We start from the raw sequence: 25,745 nt of genomic DNA, 5'->3' as shown, positions 1-25,745 counted from the left end.
CTCCCGGCGGATCCCGGCACCATGCGCGGGGTCGCCCGCGAGCACCGCGTCCCCGTGTTCGACCTGGGGCGGCTCTCGTGCCTCGGTGTCTACCTGGAGGTCCTTGAAGCCGGGACGGTCCGGGTGGGCGACGCGATCATGGTGCAGCAGGCCGGCTGACGGGCGGCGTTCCACCGCGAGTCGCTCACCTACCGATCCGTCAGGCCCGCGTCTCGCAGCCCCGGCCACACCCGGTCACGAGTGAGCGGGAGTTGGTCGAGGCGGACGCCGGTCGCGTCGAGCAGGGTGTTGGCGAAGGCTGAAGCGACCGGGTTGAAGGGACGGAATGTCGGCCGTGACGCCCGTTTGACGCCCTGGGCACCCGCATGCATGGCGATGGGCCAAGAAATGGGATCTGACCTCGGGTTTTCCGAAGATCGCTCTTCGACTCGATGTATCGGGGCTACCCGATCGGCACCCTCATGTTCTGGGAGACCGGGGCTGAGGTGGGGACGCGGCAGATCGGAACGGAAGCCGACGATCGAGCACCTCAATTGTTGGTCGTTGACGGGCAGCAGCGACTCACCGCCCTGTACGCCGTCCTCACCGGGCGCAAGATCGTCACCAAGTCTTTCGACGAGATCAACGTTCGCATCGCGTTCCACCCGGAGGACCAGACGTTCGAGGTCACGGACGCGGCGATCGAGCGTGACGCCCACTTCATTCCGGACATCACCGCGCTCTGGGCCCAAGGCGGTTACAAGCCGACCGTCCGGCAGTTCTTCCAACGGCTCGACCAGGCCAGCGGCCAGCCCTTGTCGGACGCTGCCAAGGATGAGCTCGAAGAACGCATAGACAGGGTCCGGGAGCTGCACGAGTTCCGCTTCCAGGTTGTGGAGCTGGGTGCTTCGGCCAACGAGGAGCAGGTCGCCGACATCTTCGTGCGCATCAACTCCGAAGGCGTGAAGCTTAACCAGTCCGACTTCATCCTCACCCTGATGTCAGTGCATTGGGAGAAGGGCCGCCGCCAGCTCGAAGACTTCAGCCGCGGCGCGGTGGTCGCAGGGCTCCCCGGTCCGAGCCCTCGGAACGCCTTTCTGGACCCCAGCCCGGACCAACTGCTGCGCGTAGCCGTCGCTGTCGCCTTCCGCCGCGCCCGGCTGCAGCACGTCTACAGCGTCCTACGAGGAAAGGACCTCGAAACCGGCAAGGTGGCGAGGACGCCCAGAGCGTTGCCGTGCCCCTCGACCACGGGCGGGGCCCCGAGCCGGCGGCAACGCATCGCACGCTCGGCTTCGGCCCTCGTGACCAGCGGCGAGGCGAAGGGCCCGATGACGTCGGCGATGTCACGCAGGCGGATCCGGTCCGTGTATCCGGAACCGTCACGAACGGCCGTGAGCCGGTCCCGGGTGACCAGGCCGGTGCACATACCGTCCTCGTCGCAGACGACCAGCTGACCTGTACGTGGCGGCCATCACGGACAGTGCCACCTCCACGGTCATGTCCTCCCACACCTGCGGTCCGGCCGCGTCCGCGGGATCGGCCGCCGTCTGCACGGCGTTGGTACGTGTTGAGCGGAACTGCGTCTGGTCCAGCGTCAAAGGGTGCCTCCTGCGAAGTTGGGCGGGCTTCCTGACACGAAGGTTCTATGCCGCCGCACCGGCGGTGGACTGCCGTACGAGCGCGCGGCGGGCCACCGAGACGGGGCGGCGTGGCTTGATCAACTCACCGCAGTGTTGCCACGGCCCCTGGAATTCGCCCACGCCGGTGGGGCCTCACTGCTCTGTTCGGCTCACACCTGTCCGTAAGTCAGGCGGACAGGCGGAGTGCCGAGCGTTGCGGAAGCCGGCCCGTACGGGTCGGCCAGGGGCGCAGATGCGGCGGTAGGGCGGGTGCGGCAGGTGAAGCCGAGTTGGGTCATGGCCCTGAGGACTTCGCCGGTCCTCTGTGTTTGTCAAGGTGTCTGGTGGGGCGGCGTAGGCTCGCTTTCGGCGGGTCCGGGAAGTGACTTGTCCGAAGAGTCGGCCGTCGGGGTTGGGTCGACCGCGCTGGATGCTGTAGTCGCCCCCGGTTGTCCTCCTGGGCCCGTCGTTCGGGTGCGGCGGCGTTCGTCGCCGACCATCGTGCGCCAGACATGATCAGCCAGACGGCGCTTCAGGCAGCGCTGTGCTTCTCTGGGTGTCTTTCCTTCTGCGATCTTGGCCTGGTAGTAGGCGTGACCCCGGGTGCCGGGCATGCGGATCTGCGTGATGGCCACGGTGTGGAGCGCCGCGTTGAGCTGGCGGTCGCCGCGCCTGGACAGGCGGTGGCGTGCGCGGCCGGCGCTGGCTATCTCGATGGGGGCGGTGCCGGCGTACTGGGCGGAGGCGCCGGCACTTGGGAAGCGGGTGGGGTTTCCGGTCCGGCCCAGGAGGCGGGCGGCGCTTATGGCTGCGATGCCCGGAGTGTCCGTCAGTCGGCTTCCGGACTCCGCGACCAGTGCGGCCATGGCTTTGGCGTTGTCTTTCAGCTTCACGTTCCATGTGCGGACCTTGGTGATCAGGTCGGCGGCGAGGGCGTGGCGGGTGGTTTCGGCGGGGCCGGCATCAGGTAGCGGGTGCTGCGTTCGACCAGGGTGCCGATGGCGGAGCCGTTGTTCTTGCCGACGATCAGGTCGCCTTCCCGGTGGCCGGGGACAGCCCGGTCGGCGGCCTCGGCGGGCCGTTCGCTGATCATGACCATGGGGTGCACGAACCGGGATCGGCGGGCTGCGGAGTGCCGGTGCGGGCGGCGCATCGCGCATCCGGTCCGCAGGGCCCGGGTCAGCTCGCGCCTCAGTTCCCCGCGGCCTTGGACGTAAAGCGCCTGGTAGATCGTCTCGTGGACCACGTGCATCTCCGGCTGGTCGGGGAAACGTGCCCGTAGAGCGTGGCAGATCTGCTCCGGGCTCCACCGCCGGGTCAGGTGGTCCTGGAGGAAGTCCCGCAGCCTGGGGTTCTGGCCGATGTTGCCGGGCTTGGGTCGCGGTTCGCGGGCGTCCGCGCGGCGCTGGGCGGCGTGCGGACGGTAGGACCAGCCGCCGCCTGACATGAGCGCGTGGTTGCGGCGGATCTCCCGGCTTACGGTGGAGGGACTGCGGCCAGCTCGGCCGCGATGGCCCGGACGGACGCCTTCTCCCGGAGCCGGTCAGCGATGTGGATGCGGTCGGCCTCGGTGAGGTAGCGCGACGGGCCGACGGGTTCCTCAGGGCGAGCCGGGGGTTCGGGTGCTTGCCAGGGCAGCCCCGTGTCCACGATGGGCGGGGCTGCCCTGTACCTCGCGGATACCTGCCTGCCGTAGAGCCGACGCTTGCCGGTGCGGCGGTTGATGCCGATGATCCGGCAGGCTTCCGTGTTCCTTATTCCAAGATCCACGAGCCGAAGGTATTCCTCCCGCTCAGGGTCCAATCTCCTGGGCCCCTGAGGCCGCCGATCCTTCCGGATCTCGAAGTCCATCGCACCCCTTGAACTGGGGTGTTGTGGCGACCACTAGCACGGAAGCGTGCCGGTGGGGCCTCGCTGTGTGCCGTGGGTCGGTGAGTCAGTGGTCGGAGTAGCTGAAGTCGCCCACGGTCCAAGCACTGACGTCCTCGATCGCGACGCGGTACATCCCGCCTGTCTCCGGGATCCCCACCGTACCCTGCAGGATCCGGGCGACGTGGAAATGCAGATGCGTGGGCGGTCCGTCCTTCCTCGCGGGGGTGTCGAAGACGGCGGAGAACTCGCCCAGGTCGGCGGAGTCCGTCAGCACCTCAGACACCCTCTGCCTCCACATGGCTTCCGGAGCCAGCCGACCGGTGATGACAGCACCACTGGTGACCACGGTCAGGGACATCTGATTGCTCTGCCCGGACTCCACAAGGGCGGCTATCGCAACGAGCATCTCGTCAGGCTTCGGCATGGGATCGGATTCTATGCACCGGCCCGCCCGGGCGGCTTGGACGGTGGCGCAACCGGGCGAGACGGGCGCATACGGCTCCCCTGGTGCCGCACTACAGGCCGGGGGTGCGCATGTGCGGCGGCTGCGAGCCAGGGGTGTGCTTCGAGGCATTGGTCGGCTGCCGTTCGGCTGCCACAGGTCTTCGATGAACGCTTGTGCGGTATCGCGTGCGTCGGCAACGGCCGCGTGGAACGGGGCAGATGTGGCGTTGACGGACATTGTGTCATCAGGGTCACCCTCGTCTGCGGATCGTTCATGCTCGGCCCTTGCCTACCCGACCCTGCGCCCCGCCCGCCAACCCGCCCGAGCCACCGTGCACGCCGGAGGGGGCTGAGAATCGCGGTCGACGCGCCGCGCCGGTCGGCGCCGCCACGGGAAGCTCCGCGGGCGGCTCTGGGTCTCATCCGTGCGTCGGACCTGCGCTGCGGACAGCCCCCGGTATTCGCAGATCGGCTCAGCGGAAGACCTCATCGTCGAGCCGCAGCAAATCTATGCTCGCCGGAGTAGACATTCGATGTCTCAGTGATTATGGTTTCTTTCGTAGCCGAGATCGAGCAAGGCCCGGCAGACACGAACTGCCGGGCAGCAGTCCACGTATGACGGTGCGGTGGTGGAGTTCCGAAGCCAGGTTGTTGTACGACGGCGACGGGACTGACGACCGGACCGGGTGGCCTGAAGTGATGAGGGGCCGCCGTGAGCAGGACCGCAGTTGACGCGGTTGCAGTACCAGTAGTACCCAGTCCCTGTTTGCAAGTGATTGGTTCCGAGGGAAGAACGGAGGAGTCGAGCACCATCAGGATCGCCCGGGCGGAAGACGCGAGCCCGGGTACCGCAGGACATCGATAGGTAGGTGGTCTCCGGTCACGCATCCGCGATCCCCGCACCCCCGTCGGAGTATCAGGCGGCTGGGCGGAAACAGAAGGCCGGCGCAGCACTAGGGCCGGCAGATGGTGTTGCAGTTCCTTCGGGGCCTTGGTGCCAAACGGCACCAAGGCCCCTCTACCTGTTCCACAGAGAGGTGAGATGACAGCAGACGAGTCGCTAAGCCGTCTCGACGACGACGACTACCCCGCCTACACGATGGGCCGGGCCGCCGAGTTGCTCGGTACCACTCCCGGCTTTCTCCGCGCCATCGGCGAAGCACGACTGATCACACCACTGCGCTCCGAGGGCGGACACCGCCGCTACTCCCGCTACCAACTGCGCATCGCGGCCCGCGCGCGTGAGCTCGTCGACCAGGGCACCCCGATCGAGGCCGCATGCCGGATCATCATCCTCGAAGACCAGCTCGAAGAAGCCCAGCGCATCAACGCCGAATACCGCCGCGCCGGCGGATCGTCCAGTCCATCGGCCGCAGCCTGAGGTGAGCCGGCCCGCCGGTATCGGCGGGCTATCACACCCACGCGTGGCCGGGCTGCGGCGCGCAGAGACGATCCTCGCCTCCGAACGGCTCCACCGTATTTCGCCCACGTCCTTCCCCCCGCTCGCGGCGCCGCCACCACGGGTGAGGCGGCTGACAGGCTCCCTGACCGGGCGCCGCCTCCCCTCCAGGCATCCCCCAACACGGCCCCAGTCGTTGATCGAGCCGCGAGTGAGGCGAGAGCACCGTGCCGCAGTAGTGAATGCGCCTGCTGTTGTGGTCAGTAGACGGCGAGGGAGATGGCGATGTAGTGCGCGGTGAAGGCCGCCACGGTCAAGGCGTGGAACACCTCGTGGAAGCCGAACCAGCGGGGCGAGGGGTCGGGGCGTTGGACGGCGTAGACCACCGCGCCCGCGCTGTAGAGGAGACCGCCGGTCACTGTCAGGGTGACCACGGCCGCACCGCCGGTGTGCAGGAAGTCGGGCAGGTAACGCACCGGTGCCCACCCCAGGGCCAGGTAGCAGGGGGTGTACAGCCAGCGAGGAGCGTTGACCCACAGCACGCGGAAGGCGATACCGGTCAGCGCGCCCGTCCATACGATCCACAACAGCAGATGCCGCCGGTCAGGAGGGAGGAGGAGCACGGCCAGAGGGGTGCAGGTCCCGGCGGTGATCAGGAAGATGTTGGCGTGGTCGAGGCGACGCAGGACGGCCTCGCCCATTGGCCCCCAGGTACCCAGGTGGTAGACGGCGCTCGTCCCGAACAGCAGCCAGGCGGTGACGGAGTACACGGTGCAGGCCAGGGCCGCCTGCTGGGTCCGGGCCAGGCAGACGAGCACGATGCCGGCGCTCACCGAGGCAGGGACCATCGCGGCATGGAGCCAGCCACGCAGCTTCGGCTTGACCGGCTCGACCAGGTCGGCCGCCCACCCGACCAGGTCGGCAACCGGGTGAAACTCCTTCTCGGCATTGCCATGATGTGATCCGCCGGGGAGACCGGCTACGGCGTCCCCAGACACCACTTCCCGTCCTGTCTCGTTCTTCTGGGCATCATCGGCAACCATCCGATCATGCTAAGAGCCTGCCCGTGACAGCGTCCCTCAAGGTCGGTCTCGCCACCAACTGGGCCTGCGGAAGCCGTGTAAGCCGCCTGGCCATGGGAAGGACCAAGGTTTCCGAGCGCGTATCTCCGCCCACCTACGCCCAAGGACCGCCGATGCTTCCCGAGTTCCCCTCCCACGCATCCGCCCCCCTCGCAGATCAGCTGGAACAAAGATTGGGGCTGCCCTCACAATTCGAAACCGGCCGTTTCGACGTGGAGCGTGTCGCCGGCATAGCGGTCCTCGCGGCGGCCCACTCCGATGGCTACGCGGCCACCGCGCATCTCCTCGGACTGCTGGCCGCGCTCCCCGCCCCCACCGGCGCAGGAGAACCCTTTTGGTCGAACCTGTGGAGATCCTCGGGCACCGCCTACCTGCTGCCGACCAATATCAAGGACCTGGTGCTGCGTTCGCTGGCCGGAGAGGGAACCGGTCTGGCCGGACACATCCTCTCGGCCGTAGACGAGATGACGCCTCCCCAGCGCGTTGCGGCCGCAGAGGTGATCGGCCAGGCGCTCGCCGAGTCCGACCACCTCCCTGATCTCAAAACACAGGTCATCGGCGAACTGTGGCTCCGGGACCTGGAACTCACCGCCTGGCGCGTTCTTCACGCGGGCCACAAGTCGCCCGATGCGGCCGGACGTAACGCCTTCATCGAAGCATGGACGAGTGTCTGACTCCGGCCGAGCCGGCACACACAAGCATCCGAATTTATTCGGGACGTTCGAGCAGTGACCTGTGATCGAACGAATCCTGGCACGACTCGGACGGTGGTGGGAGGCGTCGGTCAGTTGGTCCTTGCCGAGAGGACGGGTTCGTAATGGCACGGCTGCGGCCCGTGGGCGCACGGGCTCGCCGCGCTGTCCTGGTTCCTGAGCACCGACGGTGGCACTGTGCTGACCTGCGCACAGGGGGCCGGTGACGCCGCCTACGACCCGTACCTGCGGGGCAGCGGCTTGACAGCCGCACTCGCGGGGCCGTCTCGATACCGCCGGTACCTCGGTCTCGCCGTAGCCGACGAGACTCGCACGCCCGGCTGCCCGGTCACCGCGGCCTTGGACGTCATGGAGTCGAGTGACAGCGCGCCTTCACGGACGCCGTGATCGCCGACCAGCCGAGGGACGGCGGGCACCCGGGGCAAGATCGGGCGCACTTCCGGCACAGCGCCGACGGCACTCGGGCACTGCTGTACACCGAGTGGCCCAGCTACGAGGCGCACCGGGAGGCCGCGGAGGCCGGCCACCACGACAAGAGGCACGAGATCCTCGCCGGCACCACCGGGCTCACGGCAGACCCACCGAAGACGGTACCGCCTTGATCCCTCCCTGTCCGGCCGCCGGCGTCATCGGATCGTCCCCGGACACCCGTTTTGGTGGGTACGGCGTCGCTGCCGCCGACGCCGTCGTCCCGTTCGGTCACCGGCCGGTGGCGGCACCCGCCGTCCCCGCTGCCTCCGTGTAGCGTCCTTGCCGCGAGTAGGAAAGGATCCCGGTGAGCACGATGCGCAGGACCTCGCGCAGTTCGATGTGGAGCGGCACCCGTGGCTCCGGGCTCTGGGACCAGCGGTAGAGCAGGCCCAGGTATGCGTCGCGGAGGATGTTGCCGACCCGCAGGGGGTCGATGTCCACGGCGATCTCGCCGCGTTTACGGCCCGCCTCGACGATGGTGGCGAACACCTGGCCCGCGTTGGGTTCCTCGAGCAGCGGGCGGCCCGCCTTCACCCAGGCCTGGAGCATCGCGGAGGTTATCTCCCGCTCCGTCTCGTTGAACTCGGCGAGCGCCAGCATGCAGCGCTCCAGATGCACGGTGACGCCGTCGTCACGGCTGTCCATGGACTCGTGCATGCACTCTTCCAGGCGGCGCTTGCGCGTCTCGGCCCAGGCCGTGACCAGGTCCTCCTTGCGCTGGAAGTAGTTGAAGAAGGTTCCGCGGGCCACGTCCGCCCGCTCCGCGATCTGGTCGATCGTGGTGCGGTCGTACCCCTGCTCGGCGAACAGGGTGAGTGCGGAGGTGTAGATGCGGTCCTTGATCCTCTGCTTGCTGCGCCGGCTCTTCCTGACCGGCACCGGTGTCTTCGCACTCGCGTCCCTGGTGGCCGGTACGGCACCCACGATCGTCCTCGTGGACATCGCCCGGTTCGTCCAGGGCATGGGCGCGGCAGCGGTCCTGACCAGTGGTTCGACACTGCTCGCGCACACGTTCAGCGGGGCCGCGCGAGCCAGGGCGTTCGGCATCTTCGGGGCCTCGATCGGTTTCGGACTGGCCATGGGGCCGTTCGTCTCCGGCCTGCTCGTCGGCGCGGCCTCCTGGCACGCCGTCTTTCTCCTCAACGTGGTTCTCGGCGCGGTGGTCCTGGTCCTCGCCCGCCCCCTGCCCGAGTCCCGCAACCCCGCGGCCCGGCGTGGTCACGTTCACCCTGGCCCTGCTGCTGCTCGCGCTCGCCTTCGTGGAGGGACCCTCGCGCGGCTGGACGGGCGCCGAGACGCTCGGCTCCTTCGCAGGGGCCGCCCTCTTCCTCGCCGCCTTCGTAGCAGTCGAACTGCGCAGCGCCCAACCCATGTTCGACCTGAACCTGCTGCGCCGCCCCACCTTCGTCGCCATCATCTGGCAGCCCGTCAGTATCGTCTTCGCCTTCGCGGCCCTTCTGGTCTACCTGCCCGCGTACTTCCAGGGAGCGGGCGGCGCCGGTTCCACGGAGTCCGGTGCGATGCTGCTGCCGCTCACCCTGCCGGTCTTCGTACTGCCGCTGTTCTCCGGTGCGTTGGCGAAGCGGCTTTCGGTGCGGACGCTGCTGGCCGTCGGCCCGGCCGTGCTGGCCGTGGCGCTGCTGCTGATGACCCTCACCGATCCGGTCACGTCGCGGACGGGTCTGTACGCCGCGCTGCTGCTGGCCGGCATCGGCATCGGTCTCGCCTTCGGTGTCATGGACAACGCGGCGGTGAGCGTCGTACCGCCCGAACACAGCGGCATGGCTTCGGGCATGTTCAACACCCTGCGCGTCGCGGGCGAGACGATCGGTGTCGCCTGCGTGGGCGGGCTGCTGCTCACCGCCACCCGTCAGCGACTGTCCACCGCGGGGCGCGCCGACTCCGGTGCGATGGCCGACGACGTCGTACAGGGCCGTCTGGGCTCGGTGCGCCGCGGTGGGGGAGAGGATCTGGTGCACCGAGCGGTGCAGGGTCTGGAGCACGGGTGGAGTGTGGTCTACGTCGTGCTCGCCTGCGTGGCTGCCGCCGGCGCGGTCGCCGTCTTCACCATGGTGCGCGACCACGACCTCGATCCCGCTGCCACCGGTCAGGAGTCCTGAACGCCGACGGCCGTCGAGGCCCTGTTCGCTCTCGCCGGCAATCGCAGCGCCGCAGGCTGCGCGGTGACCGCCCGGTGACGGCAACAGCCGTCACCGGGCGCACTCACTCCGTGCCGGCACCGCCCCGCTCCAGGACGAAGGCGGCCTCGGCAACGCTCCTTCCGCCCTGCTCGAAGCCGACCCGGACGGATGCTCCCGCGGCCGTGTCCCGCTCCTCGGACCGGTACGCCCGCACCGTCAGCGGCTCGTCCAGTTCGGCGTAGGCGCCGAACGACGCACTCAACCCCGTCACGGCCCACTCCGCCGCCCGATCCGGGGCGGAGCCCCCGACCGACAGCAAGGCCGCCTGCCGCCCCGCCTCCATCAGAACCATGCCCGGCACATGATCCTGCGGATGGTCGAAGAGGCTGGGGTGCCCGCCGGCCACCCGCAGCCGGGTCGTGACGGCGTCCTCGGTGACCACCGGGTCGAGCAGCACCACGTTCTCCGGGCGCCTGCGCCCCACTTGCGCGGGCTCCACCAGCCCGTCGGTCGCCGCCCGACGGTACGACTCGGATGTCGGTGCCGTACCGCCCGCCCGGCCGCGCAGCTTCGCGTAGACGTGGTCGGCAACGTACTTCACCCGCATCGTCACCTCGGCGACGGGCCGCCCCGAGACCGCCACCCGCATCCGGTACCCGAGACCGCGGAGGGTCCCGGCGACCCACTGGGCGTCATGCGTCGCGGCGTCGATCGTCACCGGCAGCGGTCGGCCGGCCGCCTCGGCCACGGCACCGCCCGACAGCCTCATCGACCACTCCTGGAGGACGAACTTCGTGCCGGAGGGCGCTCCGAAGTGGGCGTGCACCGCATGGGTCTCGGCCTGTCGGCAGCACTCCAGCAGCAGCAGCGGATCGAGGGCCGTCGGGTTGGTGTGGTCGGTGTAGTAGGCGTGCAGGGGCGGCAGTTGGGCGGCTGCGACGAAGCGGGAGTCGTCCACGCGTGCTGCGTCGGTGAGGAACACCTCGGACAGGGCGTGACGGTGGACGAGGCCTCTGGGCACGGTCCGTTCGTAGGTGAGCGCGCTCAACGCCGCGTCCACGGACCTCGACCCGGTCAGTACGGTCACTTATATCCCTTTTCATTTGCTTTGCTCAGTGATGCCCGACGGCTGTGCCGCCGGGTTCATCCGGGCTCACCCGTCCCCTTTCGCGCCTCGCGGGGACTCGGCCGGGGTGACCCGGGTTCTCCGGTTCGCCACGCTCGCAGCCCCGGCTAACACCGAGCTCACGCCACCGTCACGGTCCGTGGGACCACCGAGCTCACGCACCGTCACGACCGGCTGACCAAGGTGTGGCCAAGGAAGGCTGTGGGCAACTCCGCCCGGCCCCCTCGGCCCGTGAGATCGGCCCGGCCGGCGGTGCTCGGCCCGGACCACCCGCCGCGGAGGCCCGCCGGGCCGGGAGCACACCTGCCACCTCGACGTCCGGGAAGGGCGGTTATGGTGACGGGGCACATCGAACGGGGGCAGGGCTGGCGGAGGGCAGGCTGTGTCGGACGAGGGGCGGCTCGTCGCCGGGCGCTACCGGCTCACGGAGGAAATAGGCCGTGGCGGTATGGGGACCGTGTGGCGGGCGGAGGACGTGGTGCTCGGCCGACTGGTCGCGCTCAAGCAGCTGCACGCGCAGCGGCACCTGTCCGACGACGAACTCGCCACGCTTTACGAGCGCTCGCGGCGCGAGGCTCGCAGCGCCGCCCGTGTCGTGCATCCCAACGTGGTCGTGGTCCACGACGTCCTGGACGACGACGGCCGGCCCTGCATCGTCATGGAGTACGTCCCGGCGATCACGCTCGGCGCGTTGCTCAAGGACGGGGAGACCCTGCCGAGCGAGGTGGCGGCCCGCATCGGGCTGGGCATGATCGCCGCACTGCGGGCCGCGCACACGGCCGGTGTGCTGCACCGGGACGTCAAGCCCGGCAACGTCCTGCTCGGCGCCGGGGGCAGGGTCGTCCTCACCGACTTCGGTATCGCGCTGACGGCCGGTACGTCGACGCTGACCCAGACCGGGGAAATGGTCGGCTCCATCGACTACATGGCACCGGAGCGGATACGCGGGCAGCGTCCCGGCCCCGCGTCGGACCTGTGGTCGCTCGGCGCCACGCTGTACCAGGTGGTGGAGGGGCGTTCGCCGTTCCGTCGCACGACCGCGATGGAGACCGCGTACGCCATTGCCGTCGACGCGCTGGAGCCGATGAAGCAGGCCGGCCCGCTGGAACCGCTGATCGAGACGCTGCTCGCCAAGAACCCCGAGGACCGCCCGTCGGCGGAGCAGACGGAACGGGCTCTGCGGGCCGCGTGGTCGGGCGGCGCCACGGCCCGGTTGCCACGGGCTTCCGCGCGCGGCCCCTCCGACGGCCGCACGGTCGAGGTCCAGCGGACCGAGCCGGCCTCGGGACCGGAACCGTCCCGTGGCGCGGAGCCACCCGAGACGATGTCCCCGTCGACGGACGGACGGGGACGGCGCCGGGGCCGCCGGCGCCTCGTCCTCCTCTCCCTCGTGGTCGCCGTCGCCTCGGCGGCCACGGCCGTCGCGCTGTACGCCAGGCCGTCGCACCGCGACGCGACCACGCCCGCGGCCCGCGACAGCCGGAGTACGCCCCCTCCGTCGCCCACGCCCCCGCGCGTTCCCGAGGGCTACCACCTCGTCACGGACAGCCGGCTCGGCGTCTCCTTCCCCGTCCCGAACGGCTGGAAGGCCGGCAAACGGGCGAGCGACCAGATCGCCTGCGCCGACTCCTCCGGCCTGGCGGGCGTCACCATCGGGACGGTGGAACCCGCCGGTGCGAACCCGATGGCGCACTTCACGGACATCGAGACGAACACGAAGGTCAACTACCCGACGTACCGCAGGCTGCGGATGCAGCAGACCACGTTCCGGTCGGAGCCGGCCGCGGTGTGGGAGTTCACCTTCCAGGGACGCGTCCGGGTCTTCCGCGCAATCGACCTCGGCTACGGCAGGGAAGGCGGCCGGGAGTACGACATCTACCTCTCGGCCCCCGACACCAAGTGGGACGCCTACCGCCCGGTCTTCGACCACATCAGGGACGGCTTCACCACGACCGGCTGACCGGGCCGGCTCGAGCTCGTCGGCTCAGCGGTCCCTGGACGGGGTGAGCAGCTCCTGGAACACACCCGTTCCACCCCGCGCAAGCCGCCCCCGGTGTCATGAGCAGCTGCCACGACGCGGGCGATCCGCCCGGTCACACCGGCACGTACTCCAGCATCGACAGCAGGTCTCCCGTTGCGTCCAGGACACCGAGCGCCGGGAGTGCGCCGAGTGCGAGCGTCGTCGCGGCGAGAGGCCACAGATGCGGGGGCGGACCGGCCTGGAGGGCGGCTATGCGGCGGGTGACCGCGCGGTCGGTGAAGTTCAGAGCGCATGACGGGCCCGGGGCGCCGGTGGTCAGGGCCGCGCGCGCGAGGGCGCGGGCGGTGGCGGAGCGGTCGCCGACCGCATCGGCCGCGTGCTCGTCCGCCCAGCGCTCCACCAGGAAGGTGACCGTGGTGCGGACGGGGGTCAGCAGCGGGTCGGCCGCGACGGCGAGCGCCACGGCGGCCGACAGGAACGCGTGCCGGTGGGCCAGATGGGCGCGCTCATGGGCCAGCAGCACCCGGCGCTCCGCCGGTTCGAGGGCGCGCAGCATCGCCGAGGTGACCAGGATCCGGCCGGGTGCGCCACCGCCGGCGGGAATGGTGAACGCCTGCGGCACGGGCGACTCCGCGACGACCAGTTCCGTGTCCGGCGGATGCCCGGCGCACAGCGTCCGCAGGGTTCGGCGCGTGACGCGTTCGGCGCGTGCGGTCCGGTGGACGCGCACGGCGACGAGGACGAGGGCCAGGACCGCGGCGAGGGCGATCGCCTCCGGGACCGGCTCGGGCAGCCGCCGGCCGTCGTTGTGGGCCCGCGCGACGACCGGCGGTGCCTGGTTGACCAGGGTGATCGCGAGCAGGAACAGCGACCAGACGGTGGCGGCCGCGGTGAACACGGCGGAGACGGCCAGCACCCGGGCCGCGAGCGCGGGGGCCACCCGTCGGCCGACCACCGGGCTCAGGGCGGCCAGCAGCAGCGAGAGCAGAAGCGGGAGATAGACGTCGATCCTCATGCCCCGCCTCCACCGGCGAACCGTCGTCCGCCGAGCAGGTCACGCAGGACCTGCTCCTCCTCTGGGCTGAGGCCGGAGACGAACTGCTGGAGCGCGGCGATCGGGTCCGGGCCGCGGTCGAGGGCCTCGTGCATGGCCTCGGCGGTCAGCTGGGCCGCGTTCTTGGCGGGTCGGTAGGCGCCGCGCCGGCCGTCCACGTCACGAAGAACGAGTCCCTTGTCGTAGAGGCGCTTCAGGATGGTGTGCACGGTGTTGTAGGCGAGGCCGCCGTCGATCTCGGCCTGGATCTCGGCCGGCGTGAGCGGCTGCTCCGTGGCCCACAGCGCCGCGAGCACCTCGCTCTCCAACTCCCCGGCACTGCGCCGTTCCGCCTTGCCCTGAGGGCCTCTGCCAGCCATGCCCGTAACCTTACAGCGCGTAGGGGAACGGCAACGGTGACCGCGCCGGCCGCCGGAAGCCCCCGGCAGAGACCTGGTTCACTCGATCGGGGCAACCGTGACCTGGGGCTGCGGGACAGACTCCGGTCTCACGCTGCACCCCCTGGCCGCCCGCGCTAACTTGTCCGTGTTTTACCGACTTCTTTACCGATTTCCACCGAGAACCCTACGGCTTGTAGGGTGTGATGCCCCTGCGGTCCGTAGGGAGTGAAGGGTGGGTCATGGCCAGCAGCTCGAACACCACACTTGCAGGCTTCCGGCGGCAGGGAGAGCCGTCGGTGGCCGGCATGTCGTGGCGCGACCGCGGCCAGGGCCTGATCGCCCTCGTGGCGGGCACCTTCACACTCGCCCAACTCCTCCTCGTACGGCCGGGCATGGGACTCGGCTGGGACGAGACCGTGTACGTCAGTCAGGTCAGCGCCCACGCCCCCGCGGCGTTCTTCAGCGCACCACGCGCCCGGGGCATATCGCTGCTGGTCGCCCCCATCACCTCCTGGTCCTCGTCCACCCCACTGCTCCGGGTCTATCTCGCGGTACTGTCCGGTGCCGCCCTGTTCCTCGCCCTGCGCGCCTGGCGGGGGCTGTTCCCCGCCCGCGTCCTCGCCGTGGGCGGCGCCCTGTTCGCGAGTCTGTGGGTGACGGTGCTCTACGGGCCGCAGGCCATGCCCAACTACTGGGTCGCGATCGGCGCCCTGGCCGCCACCGGATGCTTTCTGCGCGCCCACGCGGACACGGCCGACCGCCCGGCACTGTGGGGCGTCGCCGCGAGCGCGGCACTGATGACGTGGATGCGGCCCACCGACGGCATCTGGATCTCCGCACCGCTACTGCTCCTGCTGCTCCTCGTACGCCGCTGGCGGCGTCTGCCCCTGCTGCTGGCGCTGGCCGGCGGGCTCGCCGCCGGGGCGGCCGAGTGGATCATCGAGGCCTACGTCGGATACGGGGGGCTCCTGCAACGCCTGTCCGACGGGTCCCGGATCCAGGGCGGCCTCGGCTGGAACATCGCCGTCGGCGACCAGTTGCGCAGCCTCGGCGGACGCGCCCTGTGCCGCCCGTGCACCGGCCCGATGCCCAACCCCGCGGTGATCGCATGGTGGTTCGTGCTGCCTCTGCTCGCCGTGCTCGCGGCGGTCATCGCCTGCCGGGCCCGGCGCCCGGCATACCCCGCCCGGACCCTGGTGCCACTGGCCTGTGCGGCGACAGCGGCCTTCCCGTACCTCTTCCTGATCGGATACGCCGCGCCCCGCTTCCTGCTCCCCGCCTACGCCCTGCTCGCGATCCCCGTCGCCGAGGCCCTCCTCCATCTGGTCACCGGACCGGACGGCCGGTGGCGGCCGGTCACCGCGGCGCTCGTGGCGATCGGGCTGGCCGGACATCTGGCGGCGCAGTACACCGTGCTGCACCGCACCGTGGACCGCACCACCGCCGACCACCGCGCCTGGGCCCGCACCGCCGCCGAACTGCACCGGCTCGGCGTCCGACCGCCCTGCCTGCTGACCGGCGACGAGTCCATCCCGATCGCCTTCTACGCCGGCTGCTCCTCCGCCGCGATCGACGGCAACAACCGGAACAGCACCGCGGCCGCCATCACGCGCACCGCACAGCGCATGCCCGCCGCGTACGTGGGCACCCCCATGAGCCGCCCACCGTCGTACGCGCGTGACTGGACCCCCCACTCCCTCGACGGCGTACGCATGTACGTCGCCCCGACGACGACCGAGGGCGGACGCGGATGACCCTTCCGACGCCCACCGAGATGGCATCGGGCACCCAGGTGACGGCCCGGACCATAGGGGCGGATGCTCCGCGCAGAGCCGCCCCCTGGCACGCGGCCGTCTCCCTCGCCGTCCTCGTCGGCGCCGCGTTGCTCGCGAGCCACCAGTGGCCCGTCATCGAGGCCGGCGCCCACCGCCTCGCCTCCGCCGACCCCGGCTGGCTGCTGCTGGGGGCGACGGCCACCTTGCTCACGTGGTCCTGCTCGGCACTGGCCCAGCAGGGCGCGGTGGCCGCGACGCTGCCCGGGGGGCGGCTGGTGGCGGCGCAGTTCGCCGCGTCCGCCGCCAACCACGTACTGCCCGCGGGCCTCGGCGCCGGCGCCGTCAACCTCCGCTTCCTGACCCGCTGCGGACTGCCCGTGACCCGCTCGGCGACCGCGCTCGCGGTCAAGGCGACCGCCGGCGGCGTCACCCGCGGGGCGCTGATCGCCGTCCTCGCGCTCGCCGGCCCCGGGCTCCTGCGCCTCCCTCGCGGCTCCACGGTCGCGCTGGGGGCCGCGGTGCTCGCGGCCGCGGCGCTCGTGGTGCTGCTGCCCGGCCCGCCACGGCGGGCCGCACGGGCGGTCCTCGCGGACGTACGGGCCGTTCACCGGCTCCCTCACCGGGCCGCCGCGCTGTGGGGCGGCTCGCTGGCCTTCGCCTTGCTGCACTCGCTGGTAGTGATCGCGGTGACCCGCTCCCTCGGCCTGCCGGTGCCGCTCGGGCGAGTTGCGCTGGCCTACCTCGCGGCGAGCAGCGCGGCCGTACTGCTGCCCACCCCCGGCGGCCTCGGCTCCCTGGATGCCGCGCTCGCCCTCGCCCTCACACTCGCCGGAGCCCCCGGCAGCGCGGCCGCCTCCGTCGTCCTCGGCTACCGGCTGCTGACGGTGTGGCTGCCGCTGGTGCCCGGACTCGTGGTGCTCGGCGTCCTCGTACGGCGCAAGGCACTGTGACCGGCGAGCCCGTCAGCCCTCCCCGAGCCGGTGCCGCTCCATGTGCGCCGCAGTGCGTGATTCGCGCGCGACTGTCGGCGAGACCGCGGCCGACCTGCTGAACTCGGACCTCGGCCTGGGCCTGGACGGCGTGTCGCTGCTGATGAGCGCGCTGCTCGTGGTGGTGCTGATGGTCCAGTTCCGTACGAAGGCCTACCGCCCCGGCGTGTACTGGCTCGCCGTGGCCCTGATCAGGGTCGTCGGCACCCTGATCAGCGACAACCTCACGGACAACCTGGGTGTACCCCTGACGACCAGCACCACGGTGTTCGCGATCGTGTTCGCCGCCTGGCACCGCACCGAGCGGACCATGTCGATCCACCACATCGACTCCACGCGCCGCGAGGCCTTCTACTGGCCGGCGGTCCTGTTCACCTTCGCCCTCGGCACCGCGGCCGGCGACCTGGTCGCCGAGCAGATGGATCTGGGCTACTGGGTCTCCGCGGTCCTGTTCGCCCTGGCGCTCGCCGCGGTCGCGGTGGCCCGCTTCGCGCTCGGCCTGGACGCCGTGTGGAGCTTCTGGATCGCCTATGTCCTCACCCGTCCGCTGGGCGCCTCGATGGGTGACTACCTCGCGCAGCCGACCGGCGACGGCGGCCTCGGCCTCGGCACCGTGTGACCAGCGCGCTGTTCCGGACGGTCATCCTCGGCCTGGTCATCCATCTGACGGTGACCCGCAAGGACGTCACCGAGCCGGAGCGGGCGGCCGGACACGCCGGGTGACGCTCCGCCACGTCTTCAGCGCCAACCGCCGTCACCGCTGAGAGGGTCGGACACCGACACGACCGCCGCAGTGCGGCCGTTCCCTCCGTCCGCACAGGGCGCTCGCATGGACGAGCGCCCTGTGCCGTGCACGAACAGGAGTGTCCGCACCGTGGACGAGTCCGAAGTTCTCACCGGCCTCGGGGCCGCAGAGGCGCGCCAGAGCGTGATGAAGAAGCTGCCCGAGGTCACCCTGGCCTTCTGGATCATGAAGATCGCGGCGACCACCCTGGGCGAGACGGCGGGCGACCTCTTCGCCCAGACCCTCAGGCTGGGCTACTTCCTGACCACGATCGCGCTGTTCCTGATCTTCGTGGTGACCCTGGTCGTCCAGCTCCGCTCGTCCCGCTACAACCCCTTCTTCTACTGGACCGTCATTCTGTCGACCAGCATGGCCGGCACGACGATGTCCGACTTCATGAACCGCGACGCCGGCGCCGAGTACCTCGCGAAGGGGACCACGTCACTCGGCTGGGGCCCCCAGGGCCTGGGCCTCGGCTACCCCGTGGGCGCCGCCATCCTCGTCTCGATCCTGCTGGTCGTCTTCGGGGTCTGGAAGTGGACCGGGATGACCTTCCAGATCCGCGACATCGTCAGTCTCCGCGGCGAAGCCCTGTTCTGGTCGGCGATCCTCGTCTCCAACACCCTCGGCACCTCGCTGGGCGACTTTCTCTCCGACAGCTCGGGCCTCGGATACGCGGGCTCCGCGCTGCTCGTGTCGGGGGTGCTGCTGGCGCTCCTCGCCCTGATGCCGGTTCCGGCGGTGCCCAACGTGCTGCTGTTCTGGATCGCCTTCGTCCTCACCCGCCCGCTCGGCGCCACCGCCGGTGACTTCCTCACCAAACCGGCCGCCAAGGGCGGCCTCGACCTCGGCACCGCGGGCTCCTCGGCCGTACTGCTCGTGGTCCTCCTCGGCCTGATGGCCTACTGCCATGTCCGGGAACGCGGGCGGGCCGTCGTGCTCCTGCCCGTCGCCGACGACCGGGAGCCGGTTACCCGGCGGGCAGGCTGACCACGAACCGTGCGCCCGGGGTGTGCCGCGGATCGTGGCGCACCTCGCCGCCGGCGGAGCGGGCCAGGCGCCGCGCAAGCGGGAGTCCCAGGCCCGCTCCGCCGTGCCCGTCGTCCGGATCGGCCCGCCGTCCGGGCTGGAAGAGCTCAGCGGCGAACGACTGCGGCACACCCGGACCGTCGTCCGTGATGTCGACGCGTATGCCGTCGCCGGTGTGCCGGACCTCGACGGCGACGTACGAGCGGGCGTACCGCAGGGCGTTGGCGAGCAGTGGACTGACGATCCGTTCGAGCAGGGCGGCCTGGACCCCGGCCTCCAGGCGCTCGTCCGCGCCGCGCACCTCAACCGTCACCCCGGTTGGGGGCTCGAGGCCCGCGGCCAGACGCCGCAGCGTGGGCAGCACGCCGGCCGTCCCGGGCACCGTCGTCGTTCCCTCGCGGGCATCGTCCAGGAGCGTGTCGCAGATGGTGCGCATCGACTGCGCGGCTTCGGCGATCACCGTGTGGCTGGCCCTGGTGTCGGCCTCCGTGCGGGGGCGGGCCTGCCACCAGTCCAGCTCGGCGACGATTCGGCTGAGCGGCGTGCGCAGCTCGTGCGAGAGCTCCGCGGTCAGCTGGCGCTCATGGCGCAGCACGGCCCGGATGCGGTCGAGCAGCGCGTCCAACGACGCGCCCAGCCGGGCCAGTTCGGCCGGCCGTCGTATCCGGCCGAACCGCTCCTCGGAGGCCACCGCACTCCACTGCGTGGCCTGGTCGGTCATGGTGCCGACGGGACGCAGCGCCCGCCCGACCGCGAGACGCGTGAGGGCGTAGGTGCAGGCGAGCATCACGACGTCCAGAACGAAGGAGCCCAGCAGCAGCGTGTCCGCCGAACTGCGGTACGGCGACAGGTCCAGGGCGGTGACGACCGTGGCCCCGCCCGCACCGGCGCGGGTGGGCACGCGCCGGGCGCACAGACGGACGGGACCGTGCCCGCGGTGTCCGTCGACGGTGACGCAGTCCCGGCCGCCGCCCGCCACCAGCTGGTCCGCGACCCGGGTCAGCGGCCCGTGGGCGGCGGCGGAGGAGGGCTGTTCGAGCAGGCGCGTACCGGCGTAGATCCATACGTTGGAGTCGAGGAGCGCGTCGTGGGAGGTCTCGAGGATGCGCACCTTCGGGCCCCTGGTGTCGATGGTCGTGGCGACCGCCGCGCCGCGGGTGCGCAACTCGTCGTCCGCCTGGCGCTGGAGGTGGTGCCGGACCACGGTGTTGAAGGCGACGGTGAGGATCACGATCAGCAGGGTGGCCGTGGTGAGTGCGACCAGGGAGAGACGGCCGCGCAGGGTGCGCGGAACCAGCCGGGCGAGCAGGGACGCGGACCATGAGGCCCCTCGCCCCTGCCGGGTGTGCGCGGCCGTCATGACAGTCGGTGGCCGATGCCGCGCGCGGTGGTGATCGTCGGACCGCTGCCCGACTCGCGCAGCTTGCGGCGCAGGCGGGTCAGATACTGGTCCAGGGTGTTGTCGCTGACCAGGGCGCCCTCGGGCCAGCCCGCCCGGATCAGCTCGCGGCGGCGCACGATGTCCCCGGACGCCGCCATGAGCGCCGCGAGGAGACGGAACTCCGTCGGTGTCAGATCCACATGCCGGCCGCGCACGGTCAGGCCGTGCCGGACGGGATCCAGAACGAGGTCTCCCGCGGTGGGCGCCGGGCCGGGCGCGGCCCGCTTGAGTGCCGCCCGCAGCCGGGCGGCGAGTTCGGCGAGGTGGAAGGGCTTGGGCAGATAGTCGTCGCCGCCTGCGGAGAACCCGGACAGCCGGTCCGCGAGCCGGTGATGGGCGCTCAGGAAGATCACCGGAGCGAGGAAGCCGCCGGCCCGGATCGCCTGGCACACGTCCCGGCCGTCCGCGTCCGGCAGCCCGATGTCCAGGACGGCCGCGGAGACGTCGTCGCCGGCCAGCCGCAGGGCGGTCGCACCGTCCGCGGCGGGCACGGTGTCGTACCCCTCGTCCCGCAGGCCGCGCAGCAGCACGTCCCGCAGCGCGTGATCGTCCTCGACGACAAGGATCTTTTGACGCATGGTCCTCCGTGGGCTCGGCCGGTCCGGCGGGCCGCCGGTACCGCCGGACTACGCGGGTGTGCCCGTCCGCTCAGGGGCGGCGTCCCGTCCGGGTCCTGACGCCGTGAGCAGGGGACGCAGCCGGGTGGTCTCCAGACGAACCGCGAGGGCCTCCGGGCGGCGGCTCAGGGTGATCATCGCGACGGACGCGACCAGGGCACCGACGACGAACCCGGCCACCACGTCGTGCGGGTAATGGGCGCCGACCCAGACCCGGGAGGCCGCCATGGCACCGGCCGCCACCAGCGCGGGGTAGCCGATCCGCCGCGAGACGAATATCAGGGCCACCGCGGCAGCCGCGGCTATCGCCGTGTGGTTGCTGGGGAACGACCAGTCACCCGGTGCCGGGCACGCCTCCAGCGTGGCCACGTGCAGGCTCTGACAGGGGCGGTCCTCGCGGACGATCAGCTTGACCACGGAGTTCGCCGCGTAGGCGAGGACGACCACCGCCGGGGCCGCCAGGGCGACCAGCGCGGCACCGGATCCGGTGCGACGCGCACGCCACCAGCCGACCACCATCAGCACGGCGAACAGCCCGAGCCCGTAGGTCGACCAGGCGGTTATCAGGGAGTCCAGCCAGCCGGGGACGCGGTGGGTCAGGCCGATCACGTCCCGGTAGGCGGAGCCGTCGATCGACGACCCGTCGAAGGCGTACATCATCCGCGGACACCCTCCTTCGCGGCCCGGCGGGAGCGCAGCAGCTCCAGGGCGAGGGGGGTCAGCGAGATCGCGACGATCAACGCGATCATGGGCAGCAGGTACTTGTCGACATTGGGCACCGACGAGCCGAGCGCGTATCCGCCGAGGGTGAGGCCGAGGCTCCAGACGAGGCCGCCGACCACCTGCCAGACGGTGAAGGTCCGCACCGGCACCTGCAGTGCGCCGGCCATCGGGTTCAGCACCGTGCGCACCACGGGCACGAAGCGGGCCAGGACGATCGCCTTCGCGTGGCCGTACCGCTCCAGGAGCTCCTCGGCGCGCTGCGCGCCCTCGTGCAGCCGGGCCGAGCGGCTGCGGGCGAGCAGTGCGCCGCCCGCCTTGCGCCCCAGCAGATAGCCGACCTGGGACCCGGTGAGCGCGCCGACGGCCGCGGCGACCAGCAGCAGGGGCAGGGACAGCTTCACGCCGTGCTGACCCGTGCCGGTGCACAGCAGGCCCGCCGTGAACAGCAGGGAGTCGCCGGGCAGGAAGAACCCGATGAGCAGGCCCGTCTCGGCGAACATCACGACGCCCACGCCCAGCACGCCGAAGGCCGCGAGCAGGGACTGGGCGTCCAGCACATTCACCGCGAGCTGTGACCCCAGTGACAGGGATGTGGCCATCGTCGCGAGCCCTTCCGTCCGGGAGGCCGGGCGCGATGTGGCGCCACCCGGCTGCTGACTACATACATGTAGACCGTCTACTGAACTGTAGACGATGACCGGGTGCCGAACGTTCCCGTGATCACCGGGACGGGTGAAAACGCGGCCGGATCCCGGCGGTGACGCGCGGTGCGGTCAGGCCGTCGCGAGCGAGACCTCCGTCGACTTGATGAGGGCGACGACCGAGGAGCCGGGCGCCAGACCGAGGGCCTCGGCGGCGCTCTTGGTGATCACGGCCGTCAGCGCCGCGCCCACGATGGTGACCTTGACCGAGGCCATGGCTCCGCCCGTGGTGACGCCCACGACGGTACCGGGCAACTGGTTCCGGATGGAAACGCCCGCCATCGGAGCGGTGGCCAGCGCGACCTCCGTGGCCTTGACCAGGGCCTGCACGGAGGCACCGGGGGCGAGGTTCAGCTCGTCGACGGCCTCCAGGGTGACCGCTGCGGTGACGTCCTGCCCGCCGGTCAGCCGGAGTCGCACGGCCGCCATGACCTCGCCCGGGGTAACGGTCGTGACGGTGCCGGGGATCTGGTTGCGGATGCTCAGGTTCATGGGCGTGCCTCGCGGAGCGTGGGGAGATTGTCAGGATCTGTCCCTGGCTGGGCCTACGGTAGCGGGATTCACCGGGCCGCACTCGTCCGGCGCGTCAGGCCGGGTACGCGTGTGTCTGTGCCGCCTTGACGGTCGCCCAGACCGGGGCGCCCGGATGCAGGCCCAGCTCCGCCGCGGCCACCGTGGTCAGGTCCGCGGCGAGGGGTAGATCACCGGCGAGGTCCGCGCGGATCTGGTCGCCGTGGGTCTCCAGGCCCACGACCTCGCACCGCCACAGATTGCGCGCGCTGGAACCGCTCGGCCGATCCCGGTAGAGGGTGACGGCGCCCGGCGGGAACGCCACGAAGGCGGGTCCCGACAGGTCCTCCGTGGTCGTGATCGCGGGACCGGCGTCCAGCCGCACGGCGTGCCCCTCGGCCACCCCCTGATACAGGTTCAGCCCCACCAGCCGCGCGATGTAGTCCGTACGCGGACGACGGGCGATGTCCGACGGAGTGCCCTCCTGGACCACCCTGCCCCGCTCCACGACCACCAGTCGGTCGGCGAGGACCATCGCGTCCAGCGGATCGTGGGTGACGAGGACCGCCACGGCCTCGAACCCGGCGAGGTGACGCCGCAGCCCGGCCCGGACCTCGAGCCGGGTGCGGGCGTCGAGCGCCGCGAGCGGCTCGTCCAGGAGCAGCAGCCGGGGCCGGGTGGCCAGCGCGCGGGCGAGTGCCACGCGCTGCGCCTGGCCGCCGGACAGCCGACGCGGCCTGGCACCGGCGTGGTCGGCCAGGCCCATGCGCTCCAGCCACGTGGCGGCGATCGCCCGCGCCTCCGCCTTGGACGCGCCCCGGCACCGCGGGCCGAAGGCGACGTTGTCCAGGGCGGTCAGATGGGGGAAGAGCAGATAGTCCTGGAAGACGACCCCGACGGGGCGCGACTCGGGCGGCGTACGGTCCAGCGCGGCGCCGTCCAGCCGCAGATGGCCGTCGGAGAGCGGGACGAGCCCGGCCAGTGCGCGCAGGGCGGTGGTCTTCCCCGCGCCGTTGGGCCCGAGCAGGGCGACGACGTCCCCGGGCGCGGCGGTCAGCGCCACGTCGAGCCGGAAGGAGCCGCGCTCGACGACGACCCGCGCGTCGAGACCCTCGGCGCGCACTTCGGCGGGGGTGCTGTGGGCGGTGGCCTGGCCGATGTGGGTCATGACGCCGTCATCCAGCGGTCCCGCAGCCCGGCCAGGACCGCGACCGACACCGCGAGCAGCACCAGACTCAGGGCGATCGCGGCCGCCGGGTCGTTCTGCAGCGCCAGGTAGACGGCCAGCGGCATCGTCTGCGTACGGCCGGGGAAGTTGCCCGCGAAGGTGATCGTGGCCCCGAACTCGCCGAGTGCCCGCGCCCATGCCAGCACCGCGCCGGCCGCGATGCCCGGCGCGATCAGCGGCAGCGTGACCCGGCGGAACGCGGTGAAGCGGGAGGCGCCGAGCGTCGCGGCGGCCTCCTCGTAGCGCGGATCGGCGGCCCGCAGCGTGCCCTCGACACTGATGACGAGGAAGGGCATGGCCACGAACGCCTCGGCCACCACCACCCCGGCCGTGGTGAACGGCAGCGTGATCCCGAACCACGCGTCCAGCCACCGCCCCACGACCCCGTTGCGCCCGAGCGCCAGCAGCAGCGCCACACCGCCCACCACGGGGGGCAGTACGAGCGGCAGCGTCACCAGGGCCCGTACGACAGACCGGCCCGGAAAGTCCGTGCGCGCCAGCAACCACGCCAGGGGCACGCCCAGCACCAGGCTCACGGCGGTGGCGGCGGTCGCGGTCACCAGGGACAGCCGCAGCGCCTGCCACACCTCCGGGCTGGTCAGCTGGTCCGGCAGCGTGCGCCACGGGGTCCTGATGAGCAGGGCGAGCAGCGGCAGCAGCAGGAACGCCAGACCGGCCAGCGCGGGCAGCAGCAGCGGCAGCGGTATCCCCGCCCGGCGGACACGCCCGCGCCGCGGCCTGCCCGGCAGGGTCTCGGCCGCGGTGTCGGACGTGCCGAGCAGGGTCATGGCTGGAGGAACCCGGCCCGGGTCAGGACCTGGCGGCCTTCGGCGGACTGCACCAGCGCGATGAACGCCTTGGCGGCCTCGGTGTTGGGCGCGTTCTTCAGCAGGGCGATCGGGTAGTCGTTGACGGCCTTCGCCGACTCGGGGAACTCCACACCTGTCACCTTCTCACCCGCCGCCTTCACATCGGTCCGGTAGACGACCGCGGCATCGGCCTCCTTCAGCTCCACCTTCGTCAGGGCGCCCTTGACGTCCTGCTCGTAGGAGACCGGTGTCAGCTTCAGATGGCTCGCGGCCAGCGCCTTCTGCGCGGCGGCCCCGCACGGCACGGTCTTGTCGCACAGCACGACCTTCAGACCGGACCTGGTGAGGTCCTTCAGGGAGGACACCTTGCCCGGGTTGCCGGGCAGGGTGGCGATCTCCAACTGGTTGCGCACGAAGGTGGCGGGGGCGGTGGCCGTGTCCTTCTTGTCGGTCACCAGGGCCATCGTCTTGGGGCTGGCCGCGGCGAAGACGTCGGCGGGAGCGCCGCCGGTGATGCTCGCGGCCAGGGTGTCGCTGCCGCCGAAGTTGAAGGACACCTTGGTGCCGGGGTGCTCCTTCTCGAACTCCTTGCCCAGGGTGGTGAAGCTCTCCTTGAGGGAGGCGGCGGCGAAGACGGTCACCGTGCCGGACAGCTTCGACGACGAGGACGACGAGGACGACGAGGACGACGAGGACGACGCCGTCGTGGCGGAGTCCGACGAGGAGGAGCATGCGCTCAGGGCCAGCAGCGCGGCGGCTCCCGCGCCGGTCGCCTGCAGTGTCCGGCGGGTCCGGCGCGCGGAACGGGTCATCACGGGTCCACTCCCTCAGCTCGTCCAGGAGAGATCTCGCGGACCCCTCCGATACGCCGATCA

General features: G+C 71.3%; 24 protein-coding genes and 5 pseudogenes. 12 read left to right on the top strand and 17 right to left on the bottom strand.

Going from position 1 to position 25,745, the window contains the following annotated elements; translation table 11 throughout:
* The first annotated feature begins 21 nt into the window (after positions 1-21).
* Together AAW14_RS31860 and AAW14_RS31855 are read left to right on the top strand one after the other, a co-directional pair.
* Positions 22-159: a hypothetical protein gene (locus tag AAW14_RS31860; RefSeq protein ID WP_265567903.1), complete on the top strand. Its 138-nt coding sequence runs from the start codon at positions 22-24 to the stop codon at positions 157-159.
* A 266-nt stretch (positions 160-425) separates the two neighbouring features.
* Positions 426-959, top strand: a pseudogene (locus AAW14_RS31855) (DUF262 domain-containing protein); the annotation flags it as partial.
* Positions 960-1,150: 191 nt separating this feature from the next.
* Here the strand turns inward: AAW14_RS31855 and AAW14_RS31850 are convergent.
* The 4 genes and pseudogenes from AAW14_RS31850 to AAW14_RS31835 all read right to left on the bottom strand — a co-directional run bounded on the left by AAW14_RS31850 (position 1,151) and on the right by AAW14_RS31835 (position 3,897).
* Positions 1,151-1,580 (bottom strand): annotated as a pseudogene (locus AAW14_RS31850) (CBS domain-containing protein).
* 353 nt (positions 1,581-1,933) lie between these two features.
* On the bottom strand, positions 1,934-2,494 hold the full coding sequence (locus AAW14_RS31845) for a transposase (protein ID WP_265567902.1): 561 nt from the start codon (positions 2,492-2,494) through the stop codon (positions 1,934-1,936).
* Positions 2,495-2,562: 68 nt separating this feature from the next.
* Positions 2,563-3,452 (bottom strand): annotated as a pseudogene (locus AAW14_RS31840) (IS30 family transposase); the annotation flags it as partial.
* Positions 3,453-3,537: 85 nt separating this feature from the next.
* Positions 3,538-3,897, bottom strand: coding sequence for a hypothetical protein (locus AAW14_RS31835; protein WP_265567901.1), 360 nt, complete (start codon positions 3,895-3,897; stop codon positions 3,538-3,540).
* A 1,062-nt stretch (positions 3,898-4,959) separates the two neighbouring features.
* Here AAW14_RS31835 and AAW14_RS31830 point away from each other — a divergent pair.
* Entirely contained in the window at positions 4,960-5,298 is a 339-nt protein-coding gene (locus AAW14_RS31830; RefSeq protein ID WP_265567900.1) for a MerR family transcriptional regulator, read from the top strand.
* Positions 5,299-5,576: 278 nt separating this feature from the next.
* Here the strand turns inward: AAW14_RS31830 and trhA are convergent, their stop codons facing one another.
* Positions 5,577-6,359 (bottom strand): PAQR family membrane homeostasis protein TrhA, encoded by a 783-nt coding sequence (trhA, locus tag AAW14_RS31825; protein WP_265567899.1) that lies wholly within the window; start codon positions 6,357-6,359, stop codon positions 5,577-5,579.
* A gap of 251 nt (positions 6,360-6,610) precedes the next feature.
* Here trhA and AAW14_RS31820 point away from each other — a divergent pair, with 251 nt between their 5' ends.
* Positions 6,611-7,072 (top strand): hypothetical protein, encoded by a 462-nt coding sequence (locus AAW14_RS31820; protein ID WP_265567898.1) that lies wholly within the window; start codon positions 6,611-6,613, stop codon positions 7,070-7,072.
* Positions 7,073-7,494: 422 nt separating this feature from the next.
* Entirely contained in the window at positions 7,495-7,713 is a 219-nt protein-coding gene (locus AAW14_RS31815) for a hypothetical protein (RefSeq protein WP_265567897.1), read from the top strand.
* Positions 7,714-7,810: 97 nt separating this feature from the next.
* Here the strand turns inward: AAW14_RS31815 and AAW14_RS31810 are convergent, their stop codons facing one another.
* Positions 7,811-8,524, bottom strand: a complete 714-nt coding sequence (locus AAW14_RS31810) for a TetR/AcrR family transcriptional regulator (RefSeq protein WP_416223408.1) — start codon at positions 8,522-8,524, stop codon at positions 7,811-7,813.
* On the opposite strand from AAW14_RS31810, the pseudogene AAW14_RS39905 reads away from it, so the two are divergent.
* Together AAW14_RS39905 and AAW14_RS31805 are read left to right on the top strand one after the other, a co-directional pair.
* A pseudogene (locus AAW14_RS39905) lies at positions 8,412-8,741 on the top strand (MFS transporter); the annotation flags it as partial. The gene AAW14_RS31810 and the pseudogene AAW14_RS39905 sit on opposite strands and share 113 nt — an antisense overlap.
* 55 nt (positions 8,742-8,796) lie before the next feature.
* Positions 8,797-9,702, top strand: coding sequence for an MFS transporter (locus AAW14_RS31805; protein ID WP_265567895.1), 906 nt, complete (start codon positions 8,797-8,799; stop codon positions 9,700-9,702).
* 103 nt (positions 9,703-9,805) lie between these two features.
* Here the strand turns inward: AAW14_RS31805 and AAW14_RS31800 are convergent, their stop codons facing one another.
* Entirely contained in the window at positions 9,806-10,810 is a 1,005-nt protein-coding gene (locus tag AAW14_RS31800; protein WP_265567894.1) for a ScbA/BarX family gamma-butyrolactone biosynthesis protein, read from the bottom strand.
* Between the two features lie 421 nt (positions 10,811-11,231).
* Here AAW14_RS31800 and AAW14_RS31795 point away from each other — a divergent pair, with 421 nt between their 5' ends.
* On the top strand, positions 11,232-12,809 hold the full coding sequence (locus AAW14_RS31795) for a serine/threonine-protein kinase (RefSeq protein WP_265567893.1): 1,578 nt from the start codon (positions 11,232-11,234) through the stop codon (positions 12,807-12,809).
* 133 nt (positions 12,810-12,942) lie between these two features.
* Here the strand turns inward: AAW14_RS31795 and AAW14_RS31790 are convergent, their stop codons facing one another.
* Positions 12,943-13,845, bottom strand: coding sequence for a M56 family metallopeptidase (locus AAW14_RS31790; RefSeq protein ID WP_265567892.1), 903 nt, complete (start codon positions 13,843-13,845; stop codon positions 12,943-12,945).
* Positions 13,842-14,243, bottom strand: coding sequence for a BlaI/MecI/CopY family transcriptional regulator (locus tag AAW14_RS31785; RefSeq protein WP_265567891.1), 402 nt, complete (start codon positions 14,241-14,243; stop codon positions 13,842-13,844). The genes AAW14_RS31790 and AAW14_RS31785 overlap by 4 nt, the downstream gene beginning before the upstream one ends.
* Before the next feature lie 260 nt (positions 14,244-14,503).
* Between AAW14_RS31785 and AAW14_RS31780 the strand changes: the two genes are divergently transcribed.
* The 4 genes and pseudogenes from AAW14_RS31780 to AAW14_RS31765 all read left to right on the top strand — a co-directional run bounded on the left by AAW14_RS31780 (position 14,504) and on the right by AAW14_RS31765 (position 18,802).
* Complete coding sequence (locus AAW14_RS31780) at positions 14,504-16,018, top strand: hypothetical protein (protein ID WP_265567890.1); 1,515 nt, start codon at positions 14,504-14,506, stop codon at positions 16,016-16,018.
* Complete coding sequence (locus AAW14_RS31775; protein WP_416223407.1) at positions 16,015-16,989, top strand: lysylphosphatidylglycerol synthase domain-containing protein; 975 nt, start codon at positions 16,015-16,017, stop codon at positions 16,987-16,989. Before AAW14_RS31780 ends, AAW14_RS31775 begins: the two co-directional genes overlap by 4 nt.
* A gap of 70 nt (positions 16,990-17,059) precedes the next feature.
* Positions 17,060-17,751 (top strand): annotated as a pseudogene (locus AAW14_RS31770) (hypothetical protein); the annotation flags it as partial.
* A gap of 151 nt (positions 17,752-17,902) precedes the next feature.
* Positions 17,903-18,802 (top strand): hypothetical protein, encoded by a 900-nt coding sequence (locus AAW14_RS31765; RefSeq protein ID WP_265567889.1) that lies wholly within the window; start codon positions 17,903-17,905, stop codon positions 18,800-18,802.
* Here AAW14_RS31765 and AAW14_RS31760 read toward each other — a convergent pair.
* From AAW14_RS31760 to modA, 8 genes are all read right to left on the bottom strand, one after another.
* Positions 18,783-20,201 (bottom strand): sensor histidine kinase, encoded by a 1,419-nt coding sequence (locus AAW14_RS31760; protein ID WP_265567888.1) that lies wholly within the window; start codon positions 20,199-20,201, stop codon positions 18,783-18,785. The two genes, AAW14_RS31765 and AAW14_RS31760, sit on opposite strands and share 20 nt — an antisense overlap.
* Positions 20,198-20,860 carry a response regulator transcription factor gene (locus tag AAW14_RS31755; RefSeq protein WP_265567887.1) on the bottom strand — a complete coding sequence of 221 codons (663 nt, stop codon included), beginning with the start codon at positions 20,858-20,860 and terminating at the stop codon, positions 20,198-20,200. Before AAW14_RS31755 ends, AAW14_RS31760 begins: the two co-directional genes overlap by 4 nt.
* Before the next feature lie 48 nt (positions 20,861-20,908).
* Positions 20,909-21,559, bottom strand: coding sequence for a phosphatase PAP2 family protein (locus tag AAW14_RS31750; RefSeq protein ID WP_265567886.1), 651 nt, complete (start codon positions 21,557-21,559; stop codon positions 20,909-20,911).
* Positions 21,556-22,221 carry a DedA family protein gene (locus AAW14_RS31745; RefSeq protein ID WP_265567885.1) on the bottom strand — a complete coding sequence of 222 codons (666 nt, stop codon included), beginning with the start codon at positions 22,219-22,221 and terminating at the stop codon, positions 21,556-21,558. Before AAW14_RS31745 ends, AAW14_RS31750 begins: the two co-directional genes overlap by 4 nt.
* Before the next feature lie 174 nt (positions 22,222-22,395).
* Positions 22,396-22,815, bottom strand: a complete 420-nt coding sequence (locus AAW14_RS31740) for a TOBE domain-containing protein (protein WP_265567884.1) — start codon at positions 22,813-22,815, stop codon at positions 22,396-22,398.
* A 94-nt stretch (positions 22,816-22,909) separates the two neighbouring features.
* On the bottom strand, positions 22,910-24,001 hold the full coding sequence (locus AAW14_RS31735) for an ABC transporter ATP-binding protein (protein WP_265567883.1): 1,092 nt from the start codon (positions 23,999-24,001) through the stop codon (positions 22,910-22,912).
* On the bottom strand, positions 23,998-24,849 hold the full coding sequence (locus AAW14_RS31730) for an ABC transporter permease (protein ID WP_265567882.1): 852 nt from the start codon (positions 24,847-24,849) through the stop codon (positions 23,998-24,000). Before AAW14_RS31730 ends, AAW14_RS31735 begins: the two co-directional genes overlap by 4 nt.
* Positions 24,846-25,682: a molybdate ABC transporter substrate-binding protein gene (modA, locus tag AAW14_RS31725; RefSeq protein ID WP_265567881.1), complete on the bottom strand. Its 837-nt coding sequence runs from the start codon at positions 25,680-25,682 to the stop codon at positions 24,846-24,848. Before modA ends, AAW14_RS31730 begins: the two co-directional genes overlap by 4 nt.
* Positions 25,683-25,745 lie beyond the last annotated feature (63 nt).

Origin of the sequence: Streptomyces hygroscopicus (genome assembly GCF_026168105.1) — a bacterium.
GTDB lineage: Bacteria > Actinomycetota > Actinomycetes > Streptomycetales > Streptomycetaceae > Streptomyces > Streptomyces hygroscopicus_D.
Note: the sequence above shows the minus strand (reverse complement) of the source record. Positions and strands in the feature narration are given on the sequence as shown.

Excerpts from the sequence above, each read along its gene's own strand:
- AAW14_RS31860 (WP_265567903.1), top strand. The coding sequence starts at position 22 with ATGCGCGGGGTCGCCCGCGAGCACCGCGTCCCCGTGTTCGACCTGGGG.
- AAW14_RS31835 (WP_265567901.1), bottom strand. The coding sequence starts at position 3,897 with ATGCCGAAGCCTGACGAGATGCTCGTTGCGATAGCCGCCCTTGTGGAG.
- AAW14_RS31830 (WP_265567900.1), top strand. The coding sequence starts at position 4,960 with ATGACAGCAGACGAGTCGCTAAGCCGTCTCGACGACGACGACTACCCC.
- trhA (WP_265567899.1), bottom strand. The coding sequence starts at position 6,359 with ATGGTTGCCGATGATGCCCAGAAGAACGAGACAGGACGGGAAGTGGTG.
- AAW14_RS31810 (WP_416223408.1), bottom strand. The coding sequence starts at position 8,524 with ATGTCCACGAGGACGATCGTGGGTGCCGTACCGGCCACCAGGGACGCG.
- AAW14_RS31790 (WP_265567892.1), bottom strand. The coding sequence starts at position 13,845 with ATGAGGATCGACGTCTATCTCCCGCTTCTGCTCTCGCTGCTGCTGGCC.
- AAW14_RS31785 (WP_265567891.1), bottom strand. The coding sequence starts at position 14,243 with ATGGCTGGCAGAGGCCCTCAGGGCAAGGCGGAACGGCGCAGTGCCGGG.
- AAW14_RS31780 (WP_265567890.1), top strand. The coding sequence starts at position 14,504 with ATGGCCAGCAGCTCGAACACCACACTTGCAGGCTTCCGGCGGCAGGGA.
- AAW14_RS31775 (WP_416223407.1), top strand. The coding sequence starts at position 16,015 with ATGACCCTTCCGACGCCCACCGAGATGGCATCGGGCACCCAGGTGACG.
- AAW14_RS31760 (WP_265567888.1), bottom strand. The coding sequence starts at position 20,201 with ATGACGGCCGCGCACACCCGGCAGGGGCGAGGGGCCTCATGGTCCGCG.
- AAW14_RS31755 (WP_265567887.1), bottom strand. The coding sequence starts at position 20,860 with ATGCGTCAAAAGATCCTTGTCGTCGAGGACGATCACGCGCTGCGGGAC.
- AAW14_RS31750 (WP_265567886.1), bottom strand. The coding sequence starts at position 21,559 with ATGATGTACGCCTTCGACGGGTCGTCGATCGACGGCTCCGCCTACCGG.
- AAW14_RS31745 (WP_265567885.1), bottom strand. The coding sequence starts at position 22,221 with ATGGCCACATCCCTGTCACTGGGGTCACAGCTCGCGGTGAATGTGCTG.
- AAW14_RS31740 (WP_265567884.1), bottom strand. The coding sequence starts at position 22,815 with ATGAACCTGAGCATCCGCAACCAGATCCCCGGCACCGTCACGACCGTT.
- AAW14_RS31735 (WP_265567883.1), bottom strand. The coding sequence starts at position 24,001 with ATGACCCACATCGGCCAGGCCACCGCCCACAGCACCCCCGCCGAAGTG.
- AAW14_RS31730 (WP_265567882.1), bottom strand. The coding sequence starts at position 24,849 with ATGACCCTGCTCGGCACGTCCGACACCGCGGCCGAGACCCTGCCGGGC.
- modA (WP_265567881.1), bottom strand. The coding sequence starts at position 25,682 with ATGACCCGTTCCGCGCGCCGGACCCGCCGGACACTGCAGGCGACCGGC.